Below are 25,137 nucleotides of genomic sequence, written 5' to 3' on the forward strand. Positions count from 1 at the left end.
GACAGGTGAATGCGCGTCCGGCAGCAGGTGAGACGACATGAGGCTGATCGACGTCGTCGAGACCTCCGCAGATGTGGCGCGAGACCGGTCGCGGATCCGGAAGACGACGGTGCTCGCCGACGCGCTCTCCCAGGCGACCGACGAGGAACTGCCGGTCGTCGTCGCCTGGCTGTCGGGTGAGATCCCGCAGGGCCGGCTCGGCGTCGGGTGGCGGTCCCTGTCCAAACTGATGGCACCACCGGCCGATTCGCCGACCCTCGAGGTTGCTGCCGTCGACGCCGCGCTCGGCGAGCTCGCGTCCGCGTCGGGTCCGGGTTCGACGAAGCGGCGCGGCGAGATCATCGCGTCGTTGTTCGCCGCGTCGACCGAGTCCGAGCAGAAGTTCCTCGTGGCACTGCTCACTGGTGAATTGCGGCAGGGGGCGCTGGCCGGTGTCATGACCGACGCCATCGCGAAGGTCACCGGCCAGGATCTGGCTCTGGTGCGCCGCGCGAACATGCTGACCGGTTCGCTGCCGGTCACCGCCGCGCTGGCCCGGTTCGGCGCGGAGTCGCTGGCGGGGGTCGGCCTGGAGGTCGGACGCGCCGTCGAACCGATGCTCGCGACACCCGCCGACGACCTCGACTCCGCGCTTACGCTCCTCGGGCCCGACCTCGTCGTCGACTACAAGCTCGACGGTGCCCGAATCCAGGTGCACCGCAACGGAGCCGAGATCTCGGTGTTCACCCGCACGCTGCGCGACGTGACGGCGAACGTCCCCGACCTCGTCTCGGTGATCGCCTCCCTGCCCTGCGATTCGGTCATCCTCGACGGCGAGACGTTGATGCTCTCCGACGACGGGCGCCCACGGTCGTTCCAGGACACCATGAGCCGGTTCGGCTCTGGACCCACCGCGGCCGGCGAACCCGAACGCCTGCTCAAGCCGTTCTTTTTCGACTGCCTCCATCTCGACGGCGTCGACCTCATCGACCGGCCGCTGTCCGAGCGGCTCGCTGCGATCGACTCGATCGCGCCGCAGTTGCGAATCCCCGCGGTCACCCGGCCGAACGTCGACGAGGCCCGCAGTCATTTCGACGCCGCGATAGCCGACGGTCACGAGGGTGTGATGGTGAAGTCGCTCGACGGCCTGTATGTGGCGGGTCGCCGCGGAAAGGCCTGGCAGAAGGTCAAACCGACGCACACGTTCGATCTGGTGGTGCTCGGTGCCGAATGGGGCTCGGGCCGGCGGTCGGGGTGGCTGTCGAATCTGCATCTCGGCGCCCGCGATCCCGAGACGGGCGAGCTCGTGATGGTCGGCAAGACGTTCAAGGGCCTGACGGACGAGCTGTTGCGCTGGCAGACCGAGGAGTTCCCGAAGCACGAGACGCACCGGGACTCGTACACGGTGTACCTGCGTCCGGAGATCGTCGTCGAGATCGAACTCGATGGCGCGCAACGGAGTTCAAGATATCCGGGCGGGGTCGCGCTGCGCTTCGCGCGCGTGGTGCGTTACCGCCCGGACAAGACTCCCGCGCAAGCCGACAGCATCGAGGCGATCCGCGCGCTGTTGAAGTGAGTCCGAAAACCACCCGTAGGAAACGGACAGCCGACGATGCGTCGCGTTTCCGGTTCCACAGGGTGGTTTTCGGCGAGATGCTCAGAGCAACGACAGCTGGGCGACAGGGGTGGTGGTGGGACGGTCCGAACCGCCGGGCGGTTCGACGGTGAACGCGAGCGTCGAGGCGTCGTTGATCCCGGAGAGCACGGCGGTGGTGACCGGTTCGACGTCCTGGTCGGTCATCGTGCCGGCCGAGCGAGCGCCGCCCGGCCCGATGAGCCACATCTGGTAGACGGTCCCCGGCTGTGGTGGCGGGACCGAATCCATCACCAGTACACCGGTATCCGCCGACTTGGCGAGATAGACGGTGACATTGCCGGTAGCTACCGGGCCGCCCGTCGACCGCAGGTCCTCCGCGGAGAAGACCTGTTCGGCCGGTGAGGCGAGTGGGCGGACCTCCGGTTCCGGCGAGCTCGACTCTCCCATGACCCACCCGGCGGCGCCGATGGCGACGGCCGCCACCGCCGCGGCGGCGAGATACGTCCAGCGGCGAGGCAGGCGCCGTCGGTCGTCCGATTCGAGCGTCGGCGTCACGGGGGCGGGAACCCTCGGATCGGATGCGGCAGGCGCGGATTGCTGCTGCGGAGGCGGCGATCCCGGCCCGGTCGGCGCCTCGGCGCCCGGGCCGGCGACGTCCGGCGCGTCGAGACCGGCGTCGGCACGCGCAGCGGAGAGGATGCGATCACGGAGCGTCGGCGGGGGCGGCGTGGCCGTCGTCTTGCTCATCGCGGCCAGCGCCTCGCGGGTCGCGCGGACCTGCTTGTCGAACAAGGTCTGGAGATCCTGCGGCGCGGCCGCGACCCGAGCCTGGACGTCGCGCAGTTCGTCGGCGGACAATGCGTCGAGCGCGACCAGCGGTGCCATCTCCAGCAATTCGGCAGCGTCGGGATCGAGATGATCAGCCATCACGTGCCTCCTGCCGTCGTCGAACGATCTGTTGCTGTCCCCCCGAACGCCGCTCTCGGCGAGCGGGCGTCACGTTTCCGCGTGGGCCCGGAGGCAACGAGGCTGCGGCAAGAAGGATGACGTGCGCGGATGGTGTCCGGGGTACTCGGGCCGTCGGCTGAACGACTCCTGGTGGAGTCGGGCGCCGGTCGCGTACAGCGAGAGACAGGCGGTCGCCACCGGCGGCAGCGTCGCGTCCGTGCCGAGCCACGCGCTCGCGACGTCAGTCTGGGACCCGAGTGTCATGCCACCTGTTCGGATCCATCGGCGTCCCGGATGGGTTGGGTGGCGGATGGGTCGGGGGAGGTCAGCGCGACGTTCGGTGGATCACATCCGCACCGGCGTACCGCCGGGCATCCGCTGATCGGTCGGGACGATCTCGGCGCCGAGGGGCAGAAGCGACACCGGCACCATCTTGAAACTCGCGATGCCGAGGGGGATGCCGATGATCGTGAGGCACATCGCGATGCCGGTGGTGATGTGCCCGATCGCGAGCCACAACCCGGCCACGATGATCCAGATGACGTTGCCGATGGTCGACGCGACGCCCGCGGTCGGCTTGCGGATGACAGTTCGTCCGAAGGGCCAGAGCGCGTAGCTCGCCATCCGGAACGAGGCGATGCCGAACGGGATCGTGATGATCAGGATGCAGCAGATGATGCCGGCGACGACGTAGCCGATCGCCATCCACAGTCCGCACAGGACGAGCCAGATGACGTTGAGGATGGTCTTTATCCCACCATTGTCCATGCGGCACCGACCGGTGGGGACAAATGCGAGACGCGCGAGGCCTGCCCGCGGCCCGGCCCGACATTACGATGACCGACGTGGCGGGAAGTCCGGGGCGGGCGCGTGAGGCGGTGTGGGCGGTGCTCGCCACGGTCGTCCTCGTGATCCGCATTCTGGCGACCATCGCGCTCGTGCTGTTCGTGATCGGATGGGCCGTCGCGGCGGTCCGCGAATCGCTCGACAACGCGTTCCTCTGGCCGTCGATCGGTGCCGGCATCGCGCTGCTCGCGAGCACCTACGTCTACGGCCACCTCCGCGCGCGCTACCCGCGGCACAACGGCTGGATTCCGTGAGTTCTGCGCACCGCTCCCTGTGGAGCGACCGGAGCTTGCGGAGGCCGCGTCACGAAGGGTCCTGGTGAGACGCGTTCCTCCCCTTCGGGCCCGCGACCGGCGGACTTCAACTCGACCGATGGACTTCGATCGAGGTCCAGGAGTCGAGTTGAAGTCTGTCGGTCACGAAACGGGGTCGGGGGTGGTGCGCCTCCGCAGGCTCCGGCGCTCCTCGGGGGCTGGGGTGCGCCTCCGCGGAATTCGGCGCTCTTCAGTGGGCAGAAGCGGGCGTCTGGTCCCCGCAGGGACCTCAGGACGCGACGCGACCCAAACGGGCGAGCAGCGTCGTCTGCCGATCAGCACCGGCCGGGATCTCGACCTTGCGACACACGCCTTCGGAGTAGATCGCATCGCCGAAACCGTCGACGGCGGCTTCCATCTCGGACAGGTCGTCGTCGGAGAACCGATGGTCGGCACCGGCTGCGCGGGCGATGTCCCAGCGGTGGGCGACCATGTCGAAACCGTAGAAGCGGATGAGGGTCTCGCCGATAGTGGTCGGTCCGAAGTGTCCGTCGAAGGTGCGTTCGCCGACGGTCGGGTCGGCGAGCAGCCCGGCGACGGTGTCGCGGTGGGTGTGCCAGGCGGCGGCCGGGTCGTCGAGCGAGGGTGCCGGTCCGGCATCGATGTCGTGGCGTGCGAAGAACTCGCGCTGGGTGTCGATGACGTGGCCGACGACGTCGCGTCCGGTCCATCCCTCGCACGGCGAGTCCGCGGTCCAGGTGCCGGCGGGCGCGTCATCGAGGACGGTGGCGAAGCCGTCGGCGAGGCGGACGTAGTGGTCGACTAATGGTGAGGTGTCGTTGATTGCGGTCATGATGAGAGTCAACCGCGAGACCACGGGACGGTGATTGATGAAACCCGACAATCCGGCGCGGCTCGACGACGTCGAGCGCGCGCACCTCATCGACCCGTCGGACGCGAGCTTTCGCATCGGACGGTGGGCGCCGAGCCCCGATCTGAACGAACTGGTGCGCCGCTTCTGGGTCCCGGTGTGGTGGGTCCCGCCCGGGGCGGAGGCGCCGCAGCGCGTCCTGCAGTATCCCGTCTGCCTCATCGTCGTCAGCAACACCTACGCCCGCTTCTACGGCGTGGTGACCGGGTTGTCGGAGACGGTGCTGACCGGCGACGGCTGGGCAGTCGGGGTGATGCTCACGCCGGCAGCCGGGGGAGTGCTGACCGGCGACGTCGGGAAATGGACCGATCGGCATGCCGAACTGTCCGAGGTCTTCGGCGACCGGGGCACCGACCTCGAGCGGTCGGTGCGGTCGGTGATGGCCGTCGAACCCGGAGTCGAGGCGACCCAGCGGACCGCGACCGACCGCGTCGAGGACTGGCTTCGGTCGTATCTCCCGCTCGACGACGACGGCCGGCTGATCAACGCGATCGTGGAGTACGTGGAAACCGATTCGTCGGTCGTCGCGGTCGCGCAGATCTGCGAGCGATTCCACCTCACCGAACGCAGCCTGCAGCGGCTGACCCGGCGTCGTCTCGGTCTCACCCCGAAGTGGCTCATCCAACGTCGACGGCTCCACGAGGCGGCCGAGCGGCTGCGCGACCGGTCGGGGACGCTCGCCTCGCTGGCGGCGGAGCTGTCCTACGCCGACGAGGCGCACTTCGTGCGTGACTTCAAGACCGTCACCGGTATGACCCCGCGGACGTTCTCCGCGCGGTTCGGTTAGACCGGGTGCGGTCGAGCGGGGCGCAACGACGACGACCTCGGTGGTTGTTGCCGAGATCACATCGCGGCAGGCAGAATCGTCGACATATCGGGCAATCGACTCGGCTGATCGTACGGAGGGTGCATGACGGACGCGGCTTCGGTGGCCACGCGCATCCGCCGGGCGTACGAGGACTTCCTCTCCGGCGGCAATCCGCCGGCCGATGCGGTTCGGTCGATCGTCCGCGACTCGTGGGCGAGGTCCCTGACCGGCGGAGTGGACCCCAGCGACGCGACCCCGAACGGCGATCGTGCCTCCACGATGTCGCCTGCGGAGTTCGCCGCCTACCGCGCCGCGCATCCCATCACCGCCGTCCGGCCGTTGGTGCAGTCCCTGATGGTCGACGCCATCGCCGACACGGGGGTCGTCGTCGCCCTGACCGACCAGTCCGGGCGCCTGCTGTGGATCGAGGGCGACTCGGCCGCTCGTGATCGCGCGGGCCACATCGACTTCGTCGAGGGCTCGGTGTGGAGCGAGGAGGTCGTCGGCACCAACGCCCCCGGACTGGCACTGGCCGTGGATCGGAGTGTGCAGGTCGTCGGCCCCGAACACTTCGCCGGACCCGTCCAGGAGTGGAGTTGTGCGGCGGCGCCCGTGCACGACCCGCTGACCGGGCACGTGATCGGTGTCATCGACGTGACCGGCGGGCGCGAGGTCGCGGCGCCGTTCGCGCTGGCGGCGGTCCGGTCGGTCGTCGCCGCTGTCGAGCGCGAATTGCGGGCGGGCGCCGTCGATCTCGCCGACCCGGCCACCTTCGACCCGGCACCGGGCCCGCGGGCCGCGGCCCACCTCGCCGTGCTCGGTGACGGTCCGGGACGCTGGCATCGCGCCGCCGACGGGCCCGGCGCCCGCACCCTGTCGCGCAGGCACGCCGAGATCCTCGTTCTGCTGCAAGCGTTTCCGGAAGGTCTGAACACCGAACAGCTCGCGTTGAAGCTGGCCGAGGACGGGCTCGACCCGGTCACCGTGCGGGCCGAGATCTCCCGACTCCGCCGCGACCTCGGTGCCGACGTCGTCGCGAGCCGGCCGTACCGGCTCACACTCGACATCACCTCCGACGTCGACGATCTCCGGTCGCGCATCTCGTCGGGTTCGGACCTCGCGTCGGTCGTCGATGACCTCGGCCGCGGCGGGTTGCTCGCCGAATCGACCGCACCGGGGATCGTCGAGATCTTCGAGGAACTCCGCGAGGACCTGCGGTCGCGTCTCTTCGCGTCCGGCGACGTCGCGGCCCTCCGCCGGTGGACGTCGTCGACCCACGGACGCGACGACCTCGCCGCCTGGCGCCGCCTCGAACACCGCCTGCCGGTCGGCGATCCCGACCGGGCCGTCGTCGGCGGACGCATCCGACTCCTGGACAAGAGGTACGGGGCGTAACCGGCTGAGCTGCGTCAACAGCAGGTGGCCAACGTTGCAACGCTCGTGCAACCACCCCGCTCCTAGAGTGTGGAGCAGATCACAACGGACGCCTCCGGTGTCCCGTGTGACATCCGCAGAGCGTCCTCAGCTTGAGGCCCACACGCAAGGAGCAACCATGACCGTCTTCGCAAAGCCGGGTGCCGATGGCTCGGTGATGAGCTACGAGTCGCGCTACGACAACTGGATCGGCGGACAGTGGACCCCGCCGGTGAAGGGTCAGTACTTCGAGAACCCGTCGCCCGTCGACGGCAAGATCTTCTGCGAGGTCGCACGCTCGACCGCCGAGGACATCGACCTCGCGCTCGACGCCGCACACAAGGCCGCACCCGGATGGGGCAAGACCCCCGTCGCCGAGCGCTCGCTGGCCCTGCTGCGCATCGCCGATCGCATGGAGGAGAACCTCGAGAAGCTGGCCGTCGCCGAGACCTGGGACAACGGCAAGGCCGTCCGCGAGACCATGGCCGCCGACATCCCGCTGGCCATCGACCACTTCCGCTACTTCGCCGGCGCCCTCCGCGCCCAGGAGGGTTCGATCTCCGAGGTCGACGAGGACACCGTCGCCTACCACTTCCACGAGCCGCTCGGCGTCGTCGGCCAGATCATCCCCTGGAACTTCCCGATCCTGATGGCGGTGTGGAAGCTGGCGCCCGCGCTCGCCGCCGGCAACGCGGTCGTGCTCAAGCCCGCCGAGCAGACACCCGCGTCGATCCTGTACCTGGTCAGCCTCATCAGCGACCTGCTTCCCGCCGGAGTCCTCAACGTGGTCAACGGGTTCGGCGTCGAGGCGGGCAAGCCGCTCGCGTCGAGCAACCGTATCCGCAAGATCGCGTTCACCGGTGAGACCACCACCGGCCGGCTCATCATGCAGTACGCCTCGGAGAACCTGATCCCGGTCACCCTCGAGCTGGGCGGCAAGAGCCCGAACATCTTCTTCAACGACGTGATGTCCGCCGACGACGGGTTCCTCGACCGTGCGCTGGAAGGCTTCTCGATGTTCGCGCTCAACCAGGGCGAGGTGTGCACCTGCCCCAGCCGCGCACTCATCCAGCAGGACATCTACGACGAGTTCATCGCCAAGGCCGTCGACCGCGTCGGAAAGATCAAGCAGGGCAACCCCCTCGACACCGACACGATGATGGGCGCGCAGGCCTCCAACGATCAGTTCGAGAAGATCTCCTCCTACCTCGCCATCGGCAAGGACGAGGGCGCCGAGGTGCTGATCGGCGGCGAGGCAGCCGAACTCGACGGCGACCTGGCCGGCGGCTTCTACATCAAACCGACTGTCTTCCAGGGCAACAACAAGATGCGCATCTTCCAGGAAGAGATCTTCGGCCCGGTCCTCGCGGTCACCACCTTCAAGGACTTCGCCGACGCCATGCACATCGCCAACGACACGCTCTACGGGCTCGGTGCCGGTGTGTGGAGCCGCGACGGTGCGACCGCCTACCGGGCGGGCCGCGAGATCCAGGCCGGCCGGGTGTGGACGAACACCTACCACGACTACCCGGCGCACGCCGCCTTCGGCGGCTACAAGCAGTCCGGTATCGGTCGCGAGAACCACCTCATGATGCTCGAGCACTACCAGCAGACCAAGAACCTCCTGGTCGGTTACGCTCAGAGCGCCAAGGGTTTCTTCTGACCTGGGAAGGTGATTGACGATGACCGCCGAGCAGAGTGTCCCTGATCGCGTGGTCGCCACAGACTCCGCCGTGCAGCTCCTGACCAAGTTGTCGGAGCTGCACGGCGGCCTCATGATCCACCAGTCCGGTGGGTGCTGTGACGGCTCGGCCCCGATGTGTTATCCGGTCGGGGGGTATCGCGTGGGCCAGCGAGACGTGCTGGTCGGCGAGATCGAACTACCCGAACCCATTCCGGCCGTTCGGGTCTGGATCAACGGTGACCAGTTCGAGCTGTGGAAACACACCCAGTTGATCCTCGACGTCGTGAAGGGTCGCGGTGCCGGATTCAGTCTCGAGGCACCGGAAGGGGTTCGTTTCCTTTCGCGGGCACGGACTTTCACCGACGAGGAGAACGACCTGCTGGCGACGTCGCCACCACTGACGGGGGCCACCGCCGGCCCCTGAGGTCCGACCCACACAGAATGCGTCGTAGGTACCGGAAACCGGTACCCACGACGCATTCTGCGTTTGTCCGCGGTGTGTCACCACTGGTCGAAGCCGACGTTGACCTGGGGGTATCCGGTGTCGATGTGGTTGTTCATCCAGTAGTTCTGGGCGTGGGGTCCCCAGATGCTGCTCATGGCGGTGTTGACGTTGTGGGGGTGGTTGGTGAGTTGGTAGTTGGCGGTGGGGCCGAACAGTCCGATGCGGTAGATGGCGTTGACGTCGAGGTGGTTGGTGAAGGGTGCGGTGGCGGTGATGGTTTCGGTGGCGCCGGGGTAGAGGATGTGTTGGGGTGCGTTGATCCATTGGCCGCCGTCGGCGTTGGCGCCTTGGAGGTATTCGGGCTTGTCGGTGTGGTTGGTGATGGTCATGGCGACGGTGGGTTCGCCGGGTCGGGTGATGGGTAGGGTGCCGGCGTGGGCTGCGCCGGCGGCGCCGAGGGCGATGCCGGTGGCGGCGACGAGTCCGAGGGTGGCGGTGGCGATGCGGGTGGTGGTTTTCATGGTGGGCTCCGGTGTGGTGTGGGGGTTGTGTTGGTGACACCACTGACTCTGCCGGGGATGGGTGGTCGGGGGATTCCGCTGACCGGGTGATGGGTGGGGTGAATGGTGCCTCCACCGATCGGGGGACATGCGGTGGTGGTCGCGGGGCGGCTTCGAGAACGATGATCCGAGGTTGCGCCGGTTCGGGGTAGCGGAACGCGCAGGCAACTACCATCGAGGGATGTCGAACGCCGACGGCTCTCCGCCTCCCCGCCCGCGCGTCGCCGTCACGCCGCTGCGCCCGCAGCGGCCGGTCGGACGCTCCCCGGTCACTCGCTATGCGATCCTCGGGTGGTTGGTGTCGGTGGCCCTGGTCGTGGTGACCGTCGGCCTGACGCTGTTGTCGCTGAACGACATTCGGTCCGTCCTGGCCGCCGATCTCGTCCGGACCAATCCGGGCAGCGGGACCGATGCCGCACGCGCCGTGGACATCTCGTTGATGGTGGGCGGGGCGATCGCACTGGTCGTCGTGCTCCTCGGGCTGTACGGGTCCGCGCGACTCTGGGACAGTCGACGGTCCGGCCGGAGCATCCTGACGGTCGGCGCCGTCGTCGCGGTGGCGGGCGCTGTGGCCTTCCATCTCACGGTCAACCCGTCCGCGACAGCACTCTCCGACGCCGGTTTGCCGGTTGTCGCCCAGTGGGTTCCGGCGGCGGCCGCGCTTGTCGCGGTCGTCGCCACCGGAGCGTCCTACACCCGGTCGGTCACGGCATCCCTGCGCTGAAACCCTGGCCGCCGCTCCGGACCGCCTCACCGAGTTGGGCGACGATACCCTCGGCACTACGCACCGCGACCTGACATGCCGACGCCGAGGCCGGCGCGAGGAGCGGGTGGCCGGCACGTGCCCGCCAGGTCCGCGCGGCGTCGATCGCGGCGTCCCGCAGTGTGTACACGTCGGCGGTCGCGGGCAGTCCGAGGCGGGCCGCGGGATCGATGCCCGACCCGCCGATGAGCCGGGTGATCTCGGCCGTCTGGTCAGCGGGGAGGTCGACGCCCCCGGCCCGGATGGTGCCGAGCAGACGCAGCTCTCGGAAACCGTGGACGTCCGCGAGTTCCCGGCGAACCGCGGCCCGGACGTCACGCGCCCCCGCCGACGATGACGCGGCCAGGAGGTGATCCATCGTCACCAGCGCCGAATGGGACTTGAGCTGGTCCGCGCGCTGCCCGAACTGGGTGTCGATGATGGCGCTCAACTCCGAGAGTCCGCTGCGCTCGACGAGTTCGGCGGCCAGCGCCGACGAGGAGCTCGCGCCGAACCGGATGAGCGTGACCGCCATTCGGATGCCGAAGGCGCCGAAGCGTTCGGCCAGCGAACGCCGCAGCTCGGCGGGTATGTCGGGCAGGATGTCCGGCCGGGAGAACCGGTCCATCGTCAGCAAGGCCGCCTCGAGGTCGGGTGCCGGGGTCGCGGCCAGCTGCGCCAGCGCGCGGAACTCGACCTCCCGCATGGTGCGGGCGGCGAGCGCCAGCAGTCCCGCCACCGGCACGACCGCCTGGCACAGGCCCGTGCGTTCGAGCTCGCCGGCGAACCGTCCGGCGATCTGGTGCGCGGAGATCATCGCATCCATCCGGCCGGCACCGAGCTCGTCCGCCCGGGAGACGACGCCGATGACACCCAGCGGGCCCGACGATCCGCCGATGGCCGACCCGATGCGGCGCAGCATCGTCGTGTCGGTGGCGGTCAGCGAACGCAACAGGTAGACGACGGCGTCGACGCCGGACTGGCCGTCGTCGGGGGTGAGGAGCCGGGTGGTCGACGCGGACAACTCCGTCGACAACGATGCCGTGCCCGGGGTGTCGACGATGGTCGTCGACTGCAGGGCACGCGCGGGCCATTCGACGTCCAGGCGGTCGACGCGATCGGCGGTGAGCCGCCCGAAATCGAAGCCGAGCCGACCGTCGATGCGGGTGACCGGGATGCCCACCGCGCGGCCGTCGTCGACGTGTGCGGTGACCGACGGCGACCGGCCGTTGCGGTACCAGGTGACGACCCGCGTGCACTCGGTGGCATCGGTGGGGGCGATGTCCTGTCCCACAAGGGCGTTCAGCAGCGTCGACTTGCCTGCTTTGAGCGAACCGGCCAGGGCGACCCGCACCGGCTGGTACAGCCGGTGCGCGCACATGTCGAGCTCGGCCTGTGCGTGGGGGTCGTCGGCGAGGGCGGTGCGGGTGGCGTCGAGAAACCTTCGGACGCGGGCGGTGTCGGTCATCGGCGCGGAAGCTCCGCAGCGGGCTCGTCCGGGTCGAGATGATCGGCCGCCTTGCGCAGCGCGGCGACCGCGGTGAGTCGGGACTCGAGTTCGGCAACGCGTCCGGATCGCTCCGAATCGGCGAGGGTCGCGGCAGACTGTGCGGCACTGAGGGATTCCGAGATCGAGCGTGCGGTCTGTTCCGCGACCGAGGTGAAGTGATCGCGGAGGACTCGCTGGATGACCCGCAGCCGGTCGCGGGATTCCTTGCCGACCTGGAAGCTGACGTCGTCGGTGAACGCGCGCACCGCGACCTTCGCCTTTGCGCGGCGTTCGAGGACCTTCGCCTCCTTGTCATCCCGGTACGCCTTGGTGCCCAGGAGCAGTCCGGCGCCCACGGACACCGGGTTGATGAGCGCCATGCCGACCATCGTCGAGATGAGTCCGAACATCAGCACACCGCCGTACGAACCGCGCATGCCGATCAACAGCTTCTGGGCGAGACCGACTCTGCCGCTGTCGAGTTCGGCGAGCTCGGCCACCGAATCGAGCACACCGGTCAGATCGGCGACGTCGATGTCGGGCAGCGAGTTCTGGCCGGCCGCCGCGAAGTGGTCGGCCACCCGCTCGGCGAGCCACACCGATCGCTCATGTGCCCAGACGAAGTTGTCACCGATGACGGCGGCGGTCTGGTCGGCCAGCCACGCGCTCAGCTGTTCCCAGTCGACCCCCGGATCGCCCTCGTCGATGGCCCGCTCGGCTTCCCGGGTCACCGCGCGGAGACGGTCCCGCAGGTCGTGGTCGATGTCGGCGGCGAGGTCGGCGATCCCGTCGGCCAGCGTCTGCTGCCACTGAGCGGACTGACGCCGCATGGCCTCCGCGTCGGACTTGGCCTCCCGGAGCGCGCCGACGGCGCGGCCGGCGGTCTCCGGATCCCGCAGGGCGGCGAGTTCGCTGCCCAGGGTGAGCGCGAGATGTTCACTGACGACGCGCAGATCGGTGGCGACGTTGGTCCGGGTCGCCTGCCGTGCGGTGGCCACCACGCGCTCGCGCAGGTACCGGTACAGATCGAGGAACCCGGCCTCCGCGTTGAGTTTCTCGTCGCCGAGCCGCAGCGCGTGGGTGCGGAGCACCGATGACACGGGCAACAACGGGATGTCGAGGCCGGCGGTTTGCAGATGGCTCCGGTCGGCGTCGACGACGGCGCGCCAGTGCGGGTACAGGTCGGTCTTCGTGATGAGGCACGCGATGGTCGGGCACAGTCCGGCGACCTGCTGGAGGAAGGACATCTCCGGCGCGGTGAACTCCTGGCTGGCATCCGACACGACGAGCACCGCGTCGGCTGCCGCGACCATGCCGAGAGTCGCTGCGGCATAAGGGTGTCCGTGGCCGCCGACACCGGGGGTGTCGACGAGGACGAGACCGTCGGCGAGCAACGGGCCGGGTGCCTCGATCTCGAGCCGGAGGACCTCGCGGCCACCGGCGAGCGGGGAGTCGGGGGTGATGCCGGCGATGGCGTCCATCGGCACCGGGATGCGATTGTCGGCGGCCGGGCCGTCGACTATCAGATGGGCCGACGGTTGCGTGGCGTGCGAGATGACCGTCGGCACCGCGGTCGTCTCGTCGTCGCCGACCGAGCACACGTCCAGGTTGAGCAGTGCGTTGACGAACGAGCTCTTGCCCTGTTTCAGCTGACCCACCACGACGATCCGCAGGCGGGGGTCGGTGATCCGGGTGCGCGCGCCGTCGAGGCGACTGACCAGATCGTTACGGCCCGCCTCCCGGGCCACCTCGGACATCGTGGTCAGCAGGTCGCCGATGGTGTTCGGCACCTGCGTCCGTGCCGGGGTCGCCACTGCCGGGGTCGCCGGGGCTGGGGCTGGGGCCGTGGCCGCGGGTGGCCGGGGCGGGGCAGCGGCGTGTGCCGGTGCGGTCGGGGCTGCTGCCTTCCACGTGGGGGCGGGACCAGGTGCGTTCCGATCGGCGGCGTGCCGGCCGACGCGAGGTGGTTCGGCGGGTGGAGTGGTCATGGTGTCCTCACGGTAGCGGTGAGTCGGCCCGTCCGGTCGGCATCGGCGGGGCTTCGCACCCGTTCGGGCGGTGCGTGCGAGCGCGCCGGGAGAAGGCGGGGCCGGACGAGGACCGCCCCGGGGCCGGCCCACGTCCAGGGTTGCTGGAGCGTGGGACGGTCCCGGGGCGGGTTGCCGACGTGACCCGGTCAGTCGGCGTCGGGTCCGGCGTCCGGGGTGTTGACGCCGATCCCGGTGTCCGTGTCGCCACCGAGGCCACCGGCCAGGCCTCCGGTGAGGCCGCCGGTCAATCCGCCGGTGAGGTCGGCGGTCGTGTCTGCCACGCCTCCGACGGTCGAGTCGACTGCGCCGCCGACGGTGGTGTCGACCGCGCCGCCGAGTTCGGCACCGGTGTCGGTCACGCCGCCCAGGTCCAGGCCGCCGTCCGCGCCGGCACCGCCGCCGGCGTCCACGCCACCACCGACCACTGCGCCGCCGGTCAGACCACCGGTCACCCCACCGACGATGTCGGTGGTCGTGTCGAGGGTGCCGCCGACCCCGGTCTCGAGTGAGCCCGCGGCGTCGCCGACCACGTCCACGGCGCCGCCGGCCGTGCCGGAGATCGCGGTGGTCAGTTCGGAGGTGACCTCCGCGGGCAGCTCGGTGTCGAGCGCACCGCCCAGGCCGAGGTCGCCGCCCAGACCGAGATCCCCACCGAGGCCTCCGCCCACGCCTGCGCCGGCGCCGAGAGCACCGTCGAGAACCGGACCGGCGGTGGCGCCCAGATCGGCCTCGCCGCTCCCGGCGCCCAGGCCGGCGAGTCCGGTCTCGAGGGTCCCCTCCAGGCCGCCCTGCAGAGTGCTGTCCAGCCCGGCGACCAAGTCCGTGCCGGTCTCGGCGACGGTGCCCAGGCCGGCCAGTGTGCCCGCGCCCAGGTTGCCGGTGAGGCTGTCGACCACTGTGCCGCCGAGGGTTTCGGTGACCAGGAGCGGTCCGCCCACGGTGATGGTGCCCTCGGGGGAGAGGATGAGGCTCGGGTTGACGATCGCCTCGAGTTCGCCGGTCAGCGCCCCGCCCAGGCCACCCGTCGCCTCCAGGGTCGAGTCCAGGGTGGCGACGAGGCCGTCGGTGGCCGACAGATCCACGTCGAGTGCGGAGCTGAGAACGGTGCTGAGCGCTGCCGGGAGTTCGGCCCCGCCGGCCAGCTGGCCGGCCAGTGAGCCACCCAGCTCACCGCTCAGTGCGGTCCCGAGGACGGCGCCGAGGGACGCGCCGAGGTCGGCACCCACATCCCCGCCCGCAGCCAGCACGGCCTCGAGGGTTCCGCCGAGGTCGGCGGCGGTCTCGGTCACCAGGCCCAGTCCCGCGCCGGCGTCGAGTGCGGCGTCCAGCGCCCCGCCCAGCTGTGTGATGAGGGCGCCGTCGACGCCGAGTGCACCGCCGAGGTCCGCGGCCAGCAGTTCGCCGACGTTCAGGCCGGCACCGGCGGCGGCGTCGAGGATGCCCTCGATGCCTGCGGCCGCACCCAGCACGCCGCCCAGGGTGGCGCCGAGCTCGCCCGCGAGCTCACCGCCGCCACCGACGATCGCGCCGAGTTGCGCGGCCAGGTCGGTGGCCAGTCCGCCCTCGAGCAGGCCGCTCAGGTCGGCGCCGAGGACGCCGCCCAGTTCGAGGGCGCCACCCAGGGCGGCCCCCAGGTCGGCGCCTGCAGCCGCGCCGAGGACACCGGTGAGCACGGTGCTCAGCGCGGTGTCGAGGCCGGCGCCGGCCGACAACAGTCCGTTGAGCGCGGCTCCGAGTTCGGTGCCGAGGCCGCCCACGACCCCGAGGCCGCCGCCGAGAGCGCCCTCGACCGCGCCACCGAGACCCGCGCCCAGTCCGGCACCGAGTCCCAGTCCCGCTTCGAGAGCGCCGCCGACGCCGGTTTCGAGCGCCCCGCCGAGACCGAGACCGGCGTCGATGGCACCGCCGAGCCCGGCAGTGAGATCGGCGGCCAGGCCACCTTCGAGGGCTGCGGCCAGCGTGCCGCCCAGGGCCGCACCGAGACCGGCGGCGGCTTCGCCACCGACTTCGAGGCCGGCGGCCAGAGCGCCGGCGAGAGTCGTGCTGAGATCGCCGCCGGCTTCGATCATGGCCTCGACGTCGACGATCCCGCCGGCTTCGAGGACGGATTCGAGCGCCGCGGCGAGCCCGGCCTGAGCGCCGCCGCCGACACCGAGGACGGCGGTCAGGGCGCCACCGAGGACGGCGTTCGCGCCGGCCGCGCCGGTCAGGACCAGTCCGCCGGTCGCCGCGGCCGTCGACGTCAGGGCCACACCGAGTGCGGTGCCGACGGAGGCGGCAGCGGTGCCGCCCGCGGCCAGGGTCGAGCTGAGAGCGCCGCTGAGGGTGGCGCCGAGTTCGCCGGACAGGTCGGCGATGGCCTGCGCGTCGAGCAGACCCGACAGCGTCGCCGAGAGGTCACCCGCGACATCGAGAGTGGAGGTCAGCGCGGCGGTCAGATCGCCGGACAGTTCGGCGCCGAGACCGAGCGCGCCGGTGAGTACCGCCGAGAGCGCGCCGCCCGCACCGAGACCGGCACCGAGCGCGGCCGCGAGGTCGGCGCCGAGTGCGCCGCCCGCGCCGATCGTGGCGCCGAGCAGACCGCCCAGCGTCGCGCCGAACGAGCCGGCGAGTTCGCCACCCAGTTCGAGCGCCGCCGACAGCTGCGCGGCGAGACCGCCCCCGAGTCCGAGCCCGAGGTCGGCGCCTGCGGCGAGAAGGGCGTCCAGCGAAGCCCCTAGCTGGGCGACCAGGGCGCCCTCGGCGCCGATCGCACCGGCCAGCGTCCCGGCGATGACCGGTCCGATGCCTGCGGCGAGCTCGAGGCCACCGTCGACGACCGTCTCGAGCGCGGCTCCCAGCGCGGCACCGAACTGCGCGGCGATCGCGCCGCCGGCGCCCAGGCCCGCGGACAGCGCCGCGCCCAGGGCGACGGCCAGCTGGCCCGCGAGGTCGAGGTCACCGAATGCGATACCGCCGAGGTCGAGATCGGCCAGGGACAGACCCGAGAGGTCGATGTCGCCCAATCCGATGCCGCCGAGGAGACCGCCGAAGTCGATGTCGCCCAGATCGATTCCACCCAGATCGAGTCCACCCAGATCGAGTCCACCAAGGTCGAGGTCGCCCAGTTCGAGCCCACCGATGCCGCCGAGGTTCACGTCACCAAGGTTGACGTCTCCGCCGCCGACGTTGATGTCGCCGAACTCCAGGCCGCCCAGGCCGACTCCGACGCCACCGCCGCCGATCACGCCGCCACCGACCGCGCCGCCGATCACGCCGCCACCGACCGCGCCGCCACCGACCGCCCCGCCGCCGGCACCGATGATCGCACCGAGGCCGCCGCCCGCGGCCAGACCGCCTCCGGCGACCAGCGGGGCGGCAGCGGAGATGTCGGCGGGGGTGACGCCGGTGAGTCCGGCGCGATCGATCGCGGCCTGGGGATTGCCGCAGTAGGCGTTGAAGGATTCCTCGTCGCGAAGCAGACCGAGGATGAAGTCGAGTACCGCGTTGGTCGCCATGGCGTCGTTCCTTGCGTCGGGGAGATCGCAGTTCGATCCCGTGTCGAGTTCGACCGTATGGACTTCGGGGCCCGACGACATCGGGGTAAATCCCCAGTCCTGCCGACGACCGGGGGGTGGGTCATCCCCCAGGGGGATTTCGACCGGGGTCCGGGGTCCGGGCGCCGCCGGCATAGGGGGGTCGGGACTTTCCCCCTAATCCCCGGCCAGGGCTAACACCAGGGGGCCGGTCCGCGACACACTGGGTGAAGTGCGCCGCCGGGGCCGGGGCACGTGACATCGACGGATTGCCCGCACGACGCGGCACCGTCACCGCCCACCGTCTGCAGGTGCGAACAGGAGTGAGCGTCATGGCCATCGGGATCGGTGTGAAGATCGGGTCCGCGAACAGCGTGGCGGTAGCCGCCTCGGAACAGTCCTGGGAGGGCGCGGTCTCGGTCGAGACGTCCGCTCTGGTGGATGCCGACGACTTCCTCGGACGGGTCGGCGACCCGGTCCCGATGCTCGACGACCACGGCCGCACGATCGCGGCGGCCGACCTCTACGCCGACGCGGTCGCGGCGCTGGTCGCCCGGCTCGACCTCGGCACGGACAGCGTCGACTCGACACCGTCCGACGACGTGCACCTGACCGTCGTGCACCCCGACAACTGGTCCGATCAGGCCGTCGAAGACGCCCGGGCGGCACTTGGCGCCCACCCCGACTCGGTGCCGGCGGACGCGATCACCTGGGTGCCCGAGTCACGGGCGACCCTGGCCGCAGCCGAACTCGCCGAGGGCGCCTTCGGCGACGGCGCGGTCGTCGTCTGCGACCTCGGCGCCGCGGGGCTCACCGTCTCCGTCCTGACCACCGGCTCCGATCCGGTCCCGGTCGGCCGTCCGTTGCATCTGGACACCGTGAGCGGCAACGAGTTCGACCGCCTGCTGCTGGCGCACACCCTGCGGGTGACCGGTGCCGACGCCGAGGTCGACGCGGGTCTGGCCGACCCAGCCCGGAGCGGCGCCATCCTCGACGACGTGAACCGGCTGCGGGAAGAGTGCCGCCGGGCCAAGGAGTCCCTGTCGGTGGACACCGACACCGTCGTCGACGTGCGGATCGGGCAGGTGAGCACCGAGGCGCGGCTGGTCCGCGACGACATCGAGGACCTGCTGCGCGCACCGGTCATGGAGGCGGTCGCGCTGGTTCGTGAAGCGGTCTCCGCGTCCGCCGTCGGCCACGACTCGTCGGGCGCGCACGCGGCCCCCGGGATGAAGCCGGCCGGGGTGTCCGCGGTCCTGCTCGGTGGCGGCGGTGCGGCGATCCCGCTCGTCACCGAGATGCTGTCCTCGACCCTGCGTCTGCCGGTAGTCCTCGACCCCGATCCCGCGTCCGCCTCGGCAGCCGGCGGTGCGCTGATGGCCGGCACGACGCTCGCCGCCCGCCGGTCGGCGATCGCGCCGGCCGCCGCCACGACCGCGGCCCTCGTCTCGGCCGCGCCCGAGGAGCGGCCGCTCCGCGAGATCGTCCCGGCTCCGAGCACCCCGGTCGCCGAGCCCGCTCCCCGGTTCTCGCGTCGTAAGCGGGGCACCCTCAGCACGGTCGGCGCCGCCGCACTGGCGCTCGTCACGGCAACCGGACTCTCCGTCGGCACCGGACTCGTCGGCTCGGTCGGCGAGGCGACGCCCCCACCCGCGGGAGCGGCGACCACCACGGCCACCTCGACGCAGAACCCCGGTGGCGCGCCGGGCACCACCGCGACCGGTGCGCGTCCCGGCACCACCGCGGCACCGGTGACCGGTACGGGAACCCGGGCTCCGGGTACCGCCACCGATGCGCCGCGACGGACCGCGGCCGGCGCCCCGCCGCCCGGCGCCTCGTCTGCCGGTGCCCCCGCGCCCGGAAGCACCCCCGGCCGGCCTGCACCGGCGCCCGCGCCTGCTCCAGCGCCCGCACCAGCACCAGCACCAGCGCCGGCGCCCGCTCCGGCTCCGGCACCAGCGCCTGCACCGGCGCCGGACTACCCCGAACCGGACACCGGCGGTGGCGGCATCACCCCGGGCGGGGTCCTCGACGGCACCGGCCGGGTGCTGTGCGGCGTCACCGGCGTCGTCGGCATCGACTGCTGAATCCGTTGACTCCCCGGTCACCCCTGGACCGTTCGATGACCCCGACGACACCGGTCTCCACGATCGGTGACCGTCCGGACCCGTCCTCGGCCGCGTCGCGCACCTCGTCGTGGGTGGCGGGCATCGTCGATCGCGCGCACTCGGGCCATCCGCTGTGCGCCGTGGCCGTCGGCACCCCCGGCAGCGGACGCTCGGCACTGCTGAACGCCGTGCACGAACAACTCCGACGACTGGACCTCCCGGTGAGTGTGGGGCTGCCCGTCGCGGACGGCGCGGGTCCCGTGTTCGTGCTGGCCGACGACATGCATCTGTGGCCGGTGGCCATGTTCGAGACCGCGCTGGGCATGCTCGACGCGGGAACGATCGGGCTGATCGCCACGATCGAACCGCGGGAACTGGACCCGAACGTCCGCCGGTTGCGCGACCGCGCCCGACCGTTCGGCGCGGTCCTCGAACTCGAGGCGCTCGGAACCGCCGATGTCCTGACCCGCGCGACCCGCGCCGGGCTGACCCTCGCGCCGACCACGGCATCGCTGATCCGTCGACGCTGTGGCGGTGCGCGAGCTCCCATCGACATTGTGCTGCGGGCGCTCCGGAGCACTTCGAGCAGCGCCTCGCGCGTCCTCGACGAGCCGGGGGCCGACGAAATCGCCGTCGTCGATCGGGTGTCCCGCGAGTGGCACCATCGGCTGCTGCGCGGACTCGATCCGCTCACGCTCGCGGTGCTGGCCCTCGCCTCGGTCCGGGCGCCCCTCGACCCCGACAGCGTCGCCGAAGCGGCGGGCACCGACCGAGCCGCCGCGCTCGAGGCGGTCGACCGGGCTCGCGGGTGCGGCCTGTTACGCGGCGCGGACGTCTTCGTCTCGGCTGCGGCCGGTCCACTGCGTGATGTGCTGGGAGACAAGCAGATCGACGAGCTACGACGCAACTCGGTCGTCGTCGGACTGCGTGCGACCGAGCTCACCCCCGACACCGCGCTGCTCGCGGCCGAGGCCGGTGTCGACGACCCGCGGATCGTCGACGCGCTGCTGGTCGGCGCGGTCGACGCGACCGCGGCGCGGGCGGTGGTCCTCCTGCAGGCCGCCGATCGGGTGGAGCCGGGGCGTGATGACGTCCGGCTCCTGATGGCCCAGCGTGCCCTGGCATCGGGGGATCTCGACGGTGCGGGTGCCGCGGCCGACCGTCGGCTGGAGTCGGCCGTACCCACAGACGAATGGGTCGCGGAGTGGGTGGAGCTCGCCGCCGCAGTCGCGGCGCGGCGCGGACTCGCCTCGCACGCCGCCGACCTCTACCGCTGGACGGGATCCGATCTTTCTGCATCGCAGTCGTTGTCGGCTGCAGTCGCCCTGCTCGCGGTCGGAGACCGCGCGGCGGCCACGGCCATCGGCGCGGCCGATCGTGGCCGCGCGCCGGTGGCGAGTCGGGCCACACGGTCGCTGGTGGTCCGCGGGCTGCTGGCCACCCTCGACGACACGGCCGAGATGAGTACCGGCGACGCGGTCGACGTCGTGGTGCGCGGGATCTCAGCGGGAGCGACGTCGTCCCGAGGCCCGTCTGCGGCCCGAATTCTGCACGCGGCCGCCGCGGTGGCGTTGAACCTCGGCGACACCGTTGCCGCGCAATCGATCCGGACGGTGGCGGCGGAGCCGGCCCGCACCATTCTCGACGCCGAGGCCGCGCTCACCGTCGGCGATCTCGAAGCGGCGGCGCGTCTGCTCCCGACGGCGGAACCGCAGGGGATGTCCGAACGCTTTCGGGTGCAGGCCATCCGGCTCGGGTTGGCCCGGCGCCACGGTGACCTGTCCGCGCTGTCGGCCGCGTGGCAGGACGGCCTGTCGCTCCTCGCCGCCATCGAGGTGGACCTCTACCTGTTGCGTCCGCTCGGCGAGTTCTGGATCGCCGCAGCGCGACTGGGTCAGATTCCCGCGATTGCGCGGTATGTGCACGCAGCCGACCGGTTGCTCGCGGATCTTGGCGACCCCCCGGCGTGGTCGGCGTCGTGGGACTTCGCGGGCGTCCAAGCCGTTGCCATCACGCGCGACCAGTCCGCTGTGGCGCACCGGTTGACTCGTCTCGACCTCGCCGCGGCGCAGAACCGCACGGCCGGGTCGTTGTCGACCGGTGCGCGCGCCTGGGTCGCGCTGAACGACGCCGGCGAATCAACGGAACCCGTCACCGCCGCCGTCGAAGCGCTACGGAGCATCGGATTACACTGGGAGGCAGCGCGTCTCGCGGGTATGGCCGCGTCTCGCGCCGACGATCCCGCGACCGCGGCCGGCCTCCTGGACACCGCTCGCTCGGCCGGTGAAGATCGGCGGCTGACTCCACAGGTCGGCGGGCCGCTCACCGGTCGCGAAGCCGAGGTCGCCCACGAGCTGCTGCAGGGTTTCACCTACCGGGAAATCGGTGAGCGCCTGTACATCTCGGCGAAGACCGTCGAGCATCACGTCGCCCGGATCCGACGCCGGCTCGACGCCGGATCGCGGTCGGAACTGATGGCTGCCCTCCGCGCGGCTGGGTATCGGTAGGCAGGCTCGCGCCGCCTGTGCTGAAAACCGCCCGACAGCGGCCCGGCGCGAGCGATATGTTGTCTGTCCGTTTCTGTGGGGCGGTCTTCCGGGACGGAATGACTCAGTGCCACGGTCGAATTCGAGAACCGGCAGCAGATGAACACGGCTATGACCGAAGATCGGGGCGAGGCGACCGCCGCCTTCCTGGAGAAACGAGCACCGAGGTACCGACGACGATGACTTCTGACCTGTTCGATGTGAGTGGCAAGACGGTGCTGGTCACCGGCGGCACGTCGGGTATCGGGGCGATGATCGCCCACGGACTGCACGACCGCGGGGCACGGGTCCTCATCACCGGTCGCAATGACGACGCGCTGGCCGAGGCGCGCGCCGCGGGACTGACTGCGTTACAGGCGAATCTGTCGACGCCCGAGGGTGCACGAACCCTCGCGCAGCAGGTGGCGTCGGAGACCGACACCCTCGACGTCCTGGTGAACAACGCCGGCGCGACCTGGGGTGCGCCCCTCGAGGAGTTCCCGGACTCCGCCTGGGACCGGGTGCTGAAGCTCAACGTCCAGACGCCGTTCGTGCTCACGCAGACACTGTTGCCGTTGCTGACCGGCACCGCCACGGCCGAGAACCCGTCGCGGGTCATCATGATCGGCAGTGTCGACGGGATCCGGGTGCCCCGCACCGCGTCATACTCCTACTCGTCGAGCAAGGCGGCCGTCCATCAGCTGACCCGGCATCTCGCGCGTGACCTCGGTCCGCGTCATGTCACCGTGAACGCCATCGCGCCAGGACCTTTCGAGTCCAAGATGATGGCGCCGATCCTGGCCGAGCTGGGCGAAGAAGTCGCGGCAGCATCGCCGTTGGGCCGTATCGGTCGAGCCGACGACATGATCGGCACGGTCGTGTACCTCGCCAGCCGCGCCGGCTGTTACCTCACCGGGACGGTCATTCCGGTCGACGGTGGGATTGCGACGACGCTCTGAGTCCACGAGTCCAATTGACGAAATACGGCACACAGTCAACGAAATTCGATGCACAGTCAATGGGATTCGGCGCACAGTCACCGGGTGGTGCGGAATAGGCAGATAGCCGGGATTTCCGGATTTAAAAGCGAACATGCGACATGGTCCACTGATGCACTGTGCGTGCAGGTCAGGTTCGCTGTGTAAAGGTGTTCCTCATTCAGATGCCTTTAATCGCGCTGGTATCTGATTAATCCCTTTGTTAGCTTGCGGGAGTTCGATGGACCCGAACGACAAAGGAGGAAAGAACCAGTGCGAAGAAATCTCATTCGTGTGACGACGGCTGGCGCGACCCTCGGGGTCGCGGCTCTGATCGCTCCCGCGGTGGCAACCGCAGCCCCCGTATCGGAGGCGAACTGTGCCACGGTCTCCACTCCGGCCAATCCGGCGGGGTGGGGCAACACGTTCGGTGACGAGCGCGGCCAGGCCGGCAAGGTGACGGCGACCAATGTTGTTGATCAGGACGGGTCTCTCGAGTTCGTGACGACAGAGCAGACACCGCGCCAGGCGTCGTACAAGAGTGCCGGGCAGCTCAAGCTGACGGAGGCCATCACGAAGCCGCTCACGTTCAACAAGTCCGACGGGCAGGCGAACTGGCAACTCCGCGTGACCGGGGCCAACACCGGTGAGAGCAATGGATTTGCGACGCTCGTCTGGACCGCGTCGGCTGGTGCGGGCAAGGCGGATGCCGGCGGATCTGACCAGTGGTGGTCCACCCGAGATCTCGGCACGATCAAGAGAGGCACCAACGCCACCCTGGATGATCTGGTGAAGGCCGCCAATTCAGAGGGCCATACCACCGTGGTCGACCACTACGGAATCTCCAGTCAGCCCAACGAAAAGACCGGCAAGGTCAATGTCGACAACGTCTCGTTCAACGGCTGCACCACCAACTTCGCCGCATCGGGTGCCGGCGGAGCCTTCGGATCGCTGGAGAACATCTTTCCCTGATCCGTGAGTTCGACTCTGCAGCAGGCGCTCCGCGGCCGATGACCGGTCGCGGAGCGCCGCCGTCGCGGCGAGAATGTCGTGACGGCCGGCTAGTCGTACAGAACCGCTTCGCCCCGCTGCCGGAGTGCTTCCAATCCTGCGCGGAACTGTCGGAGGTATTCCGGCGAATGTCCCACCCAGTCGGTCATCTCGCCGACGACCCGGACCGGTCGGGCGCTCCGGTAGGAGTGGGTGAGTTGCCGGGAAACTTCTTGTCGGTGACGTTCGGATCGTCGTGTACGTCGTCCTGCGGTTCCACGACGTAGACCCGGGGGCGCCCGTCACCCACCGCCATCTCGGCCGCGAGCACCGCGCCGTCGAGCACCTTCGTCATGTAGACGTAGTTCGAGATGTGCTCGCGCCGGTAGTTCGATCGGTGACCGGGGGTCAGGAAGTCGCCCACCCGGAGGTCGGCGCGGGTGCCGTGGAAGTAGGCCCCGGACTCGTGCTTTCGGAATCGTTCCGGGGTGTCCGCCATGTCGGGGTGGTCTGCACTCTCGGGCATCGATGGCCTCCTGCGTCTCGGTCGTCGTCGAGCGATTGTGCACGGCCATCGGGGCCTTGCGGCAAGCCCCCGTCGTCGACATATGGTGGAAGTGGCGGGGTTCGGGGGCGGGCGACCCGCCCCCGAACCATCTCCTTCCTCCTTCTCACCACGCGTTCGACCTCACCACTGGTCGAAGCCGACGTTGACCTGGGGGTATCCGGTGTCGATGTGGTTGTTCATCCAGTAGTTCTGGGCGTGGGGTCCCCAGATGCTGCTCATGGCGGTGTTGACGTTGTGGGGGTGGTTGGTGAGTTGGTAGTTGGCGGTGGGGCCGAAGGCGCCGATGCGGTAGATGGCGTTGACGTCGAGGTGGTTGGTGAAGGGTGCGGTGGCGGTGATGGTTTCGGTGGCTCCGGGGTAGAGGATGTGTTGGGGTGCGTTGATCCATTGGCCGCCGTCGGTGTTGGCGCCTTGGAGGTATTCGGGCTTGTCGGTGTGGTTGGTGATGGTCATGGCGACGGTGGGTTCGCCGGGGCGGGTGATGGGGAGGGTGCCGGCGTGGGCGGCTCCGGCGGCGCCGAGGGCGATGCTGGTGGCGGCGGCGAGTCCGAGGGTGGCGGTGGCGATGCGGGTGGTGGTTTTCATGGTGGGCTCCGGTGTGGTGTGGGGGTTGTGTTGGTGACACCACTGACTCTGCCGGGGATGGGTGGTCGGGGGATTCCGCTGACCGGGTGATCGAGCGGGTGAATGGCGCGTCCACCGATTGGGGGACGCGGTGGCCACGGGCG

At 70.4% G+C, this 25,137-nt stretch carries 19 protein-coding genes and 1 pseudogene; 11 read left to right on the plus strand and 9 right to left on the minus strand.

Annotated features, from left to right (window positions below; all coding sequences use genetic code 11):
- The first annotated feature begins 37 nt into the window (after window positions 1-37).
- Window positions 38-1,555, plus strand: coding sequence for an ATP-dependent DNA ligase (locus LEL84_RS15315; protein ID WP_226512048.1), 1,518 nt, complete (start codon window positions 38-40; stop codon window positions 1,553-1,555).
- 81 nt (window positions 1,556-1,636) lie between these two features.
- Here LEL84_RS15315 and LEL84_RS15320 read toward each other — a convergent pair whose 3' ends face one another.
- Window positions 1,637-2,503 (minus strand): anti-sigma factor, encoded by an 867-nt coding sequence (locus LEL84_RS15320; RefSeq protein WP_211539188.1) that lies wholly within the window; start codon window positions 2,501-2,503, stop codon window positions 1,637-1,639.
- A 366-nt stretch (window positions 2,504-2,869) separates the two neighbouring features.
- Window positions 2,870-3,277: a YccF domain-containing protein gene (locus tag LEL84_RS15325; RefSeq protein ID WP_058253395.1), complete on the minus strand. Its 408-nt coding sequence runs from the start codon at window positions 3,275-3,277 to the stop codon at window positions 2,870-2,872.
- A gap of 83 nt (window positions 3,278-3,360) precedes the next feature.
- On the opposite strand from LEL84_RS15325, the gene LEL84_RS15330 reads away from it, so the two are divergent.
- The gene (locus LEL84_RS15330) at window positions 3,361-3,624 is read left to right on the plus strand and encodes a hypothetical protein (protein ID WP_211539193.1); all 264 of its coding nucleotides are present in this window, start codon (window positions 3,361-3,363) and stop codon (window positions 3,622-3,624) included.
- A gap of 289 nt (window positions 3,625-3,913) precedes the next feature.
- On the opposite strand, the gene LEL84_RS15335 is transcribed toward LEL84_RS15330, so the two are convergent.
- Window positions 3,914-4,477, minus strand: a complete 564-nt coding sequence (locus LEL84_RS15335) for a maleylpyruvate isomerase family mycothiol-dependent enzyme (RefSeq protein WP_211539201.1) — start codon at window positions 4,475-4,477, stop codon at window positions 3,914-3,916.
- 37 nt (window positions 4,478-4,514) lie between these two features.
- Here LEL84_RS15335 and LEL84_RS15340 point away from each other — a divergent pair, with 37 nt between their 5' ends.
- The 4 genes from LEL84_RS15340 (at window position 4,515) to LEL84_RS15355 (ending at window position 8,884) form a co-directional block, all read left to right on the plus strand.
- A complete protein-coding gene (locus tag LEL84_RS15340) occupies window positions 4,515-5,342 on the plus strand; it encodes a helix-turn-helix domain-containing protein (protein ID WP_211539203.1) in 828 nt (275 codons plus the stop codon).
- 123 nt (window positions 5,343-5,465) lie between these two features.
- A complete protein-coding gene (locus LEL84_RS15345) occupies window positions 5,466-6,758 on the plus strand; it encodes a GAF domain-containing protein (RefSeq protein ID WP_065631318.1) in 1,293 nt (430 codons plus the stop codon).
- A gap of 157 nt (window positions 6,759-6,915) precedes the next feature.
- Complete coding sequence (locus LEL84_RS15350; protein ID WP_004021499.1) at window positions 6,916-8,439, plus strand: aldehyde dehydrogenase family protein; 1,524 nt, start codon at window positions 6,916-6,918, stop codon at window positions 8,437-8,439.
- A gap of 19 nt (window positions 8,440-8,458) precedes the next feature.
- Window positions 8,459-8,884 (plus strand): DUF779 domain-containing protein, encoded by a 426-nt coding sequence (locus LEL84_RS15355; protein WP_226512049.1) that lies wholly within the window; start codon window positions 8,459-8,461, stop codon window positions 8,882-8,884.
- A gap of 77 nt (window positions 8,885-8,961) precedes the next feature.
- Here the strand turns inward: LEL84_RS15355 and LEL84_RS15360 are convergent, their stop codons facing one another.
- On the minus strand, window positions 8,962-9,426 hold the full coding sequence (locus tag LEL84_RS15360; protein WP_211539205.1) for a hypothetical protein: 465 nt from the start codon (window positions 9,424-9,426) through the stop codon (window positions 8,962-8,964).
- Window positions 9,427-9,646: 220 nt separating this feature from the next.
- Here LEL84_RS15360 and LEL84_RS15365 point away from each other — a divergent pair, with 220 nt between their 5' ends.
- Window positions 9,647-10,189, plus strand: a complete 543-nt coding sequence (locus LEL84_RS15365) for a hypothetical protein (RefSeq protein WP_226512050.1) — start codon at window positions 9,647-9,649, stop codon at window positions 10,187-10,189.
- Here LEL84_RS15365 and LEL84_RS15370 read toward each other — a convergent pair.
- The 3 genes from LEL84_RS15370 to LEL84_RS15380 form a co-directional block, all read right to left on the minus strand.
- A complete protein-coding gene (locus tag LEL84_RS15370; protein ID WP_226512051.1) occupies window positions 10,170-11,675 on the minus strand; it encodes a dynamin family protein in 1,506 nt (501 codons plus the stop codon). The two genes, LEL84_RS15365 and LEL84_RS15370, sit on opposite strands and share 20 nt — an antisense overlap.
- The gene (locus tag LEL84_RS15375) at window positions 11,672-13,684 is read right to left on the minus strand and encodes a dynamin family protein (RefSeq protein WP_226512052.1); all 2,013 of its coding nucleotides are present in this window, start codon (window positions 13,682-13,684) and stop codon (window positions 11,672-11,674) included. The genes LEL84_RS15370 and LEL84_RS15375 overlap by 4 nt, the downstream gene beginning before the upstream one ends.
- 188 nt (window positions 13,685-13,872) lie before the next feature.
- Window positions 13,873-17,223 (minus strand): IniB N-terminal domain-containing protein, encoded by a 3,351-nt coding sequence (locus LEL84_RS15380; RefSeq protein ID WP_226512053.1) that lies wholly within the window; start codon window positions 17,221-17,223, stop codon window positions 13,873-13,875.
- A gap of 350 nt (window positions 17,224-17,573) precedes the next feature.
- Here LEL84_RS15380 and LEL84_RS15385 point away from each other — a divergent pair, with 350 nt between their 5' ends.
- From LEL84_RS15385 to LEL84_RS15400, 4 genes are all read left to right on the plus strand, one after another.
- Window positions 17,574-19,328, plus strand: a complete 1,755-nt coding sequence (locus tag LEL84_RS15385; protein WP_226512054.1) for an Hsp70 family protein — start codon at window positions 17,574-17,576, stop codon at window positions 19,326-19,328.
- Window positions 19,329-19,363: 35 nt separating this feature from the next.
- A complete protein-coding gene (locus LEL84_RS15390) occupies window positions 19,364-21,856 on the plus strand; it encodes a helix-turn-helix domain-containing protein (RefSeq protein WP_226512055.1) in 2,493 nt (830 codons plus the stop codon).
- Window positions 21,857-22,074: 218 nt separating this feature from the next.
- Entirely contained in the window at window positions 22,075-22,833 is a 759-nt protein-coding gene (locus LEL84_RS15395) for an SDR family oxidoreductase (protein ID WP_065631311.1), read from the plus strand.
- Window positions 22,834-23,124: 291 nt separating this feature from the next.
- Complete coding sequence (locus LEL84_RS15400; protein ID WP_413466984.1) at window positions 23,125-23,823, plus strand: hypothetical protein; 699 nt, start codon at window positions 23,125-23,127, stop codon at window positions 23,821-23,823.
- 89 nt (window positions 23,824-23,912) lie between these two features.
- Here LEL84_RS15400 and arr read toward each other — a convergent pair.
- Window positions 23,913-24,340, minus strand: a pseudogene (gene arr, locus LEL84_RS15405) (NAD(+)--rifampin ADP-ribosyltransferase).
- 189 nt (window positions 24,341-24,529) lie between these two features.
- Window positions 24,530-24,994, minus strand: coding sequence for a hypothetical protein (locus LEL84_RS15410; protein WP_226512056.1), 465 nt, complete (start codon window positions 24,992-24,994; stop codon window positions 24,530-24,532).
- Window positions 24,995-25,137 lie beyond the last annotated feature (143 nt).

Source organism: Gordonia sp. WA4-43, assembly GCF_020520305.1.
GTDB lineage: Bacteria > Actinomycetota > Actinomycetes > Mycobacteriales > Mycobacteriaceae > Gordonia > Gordonia hongkongensis.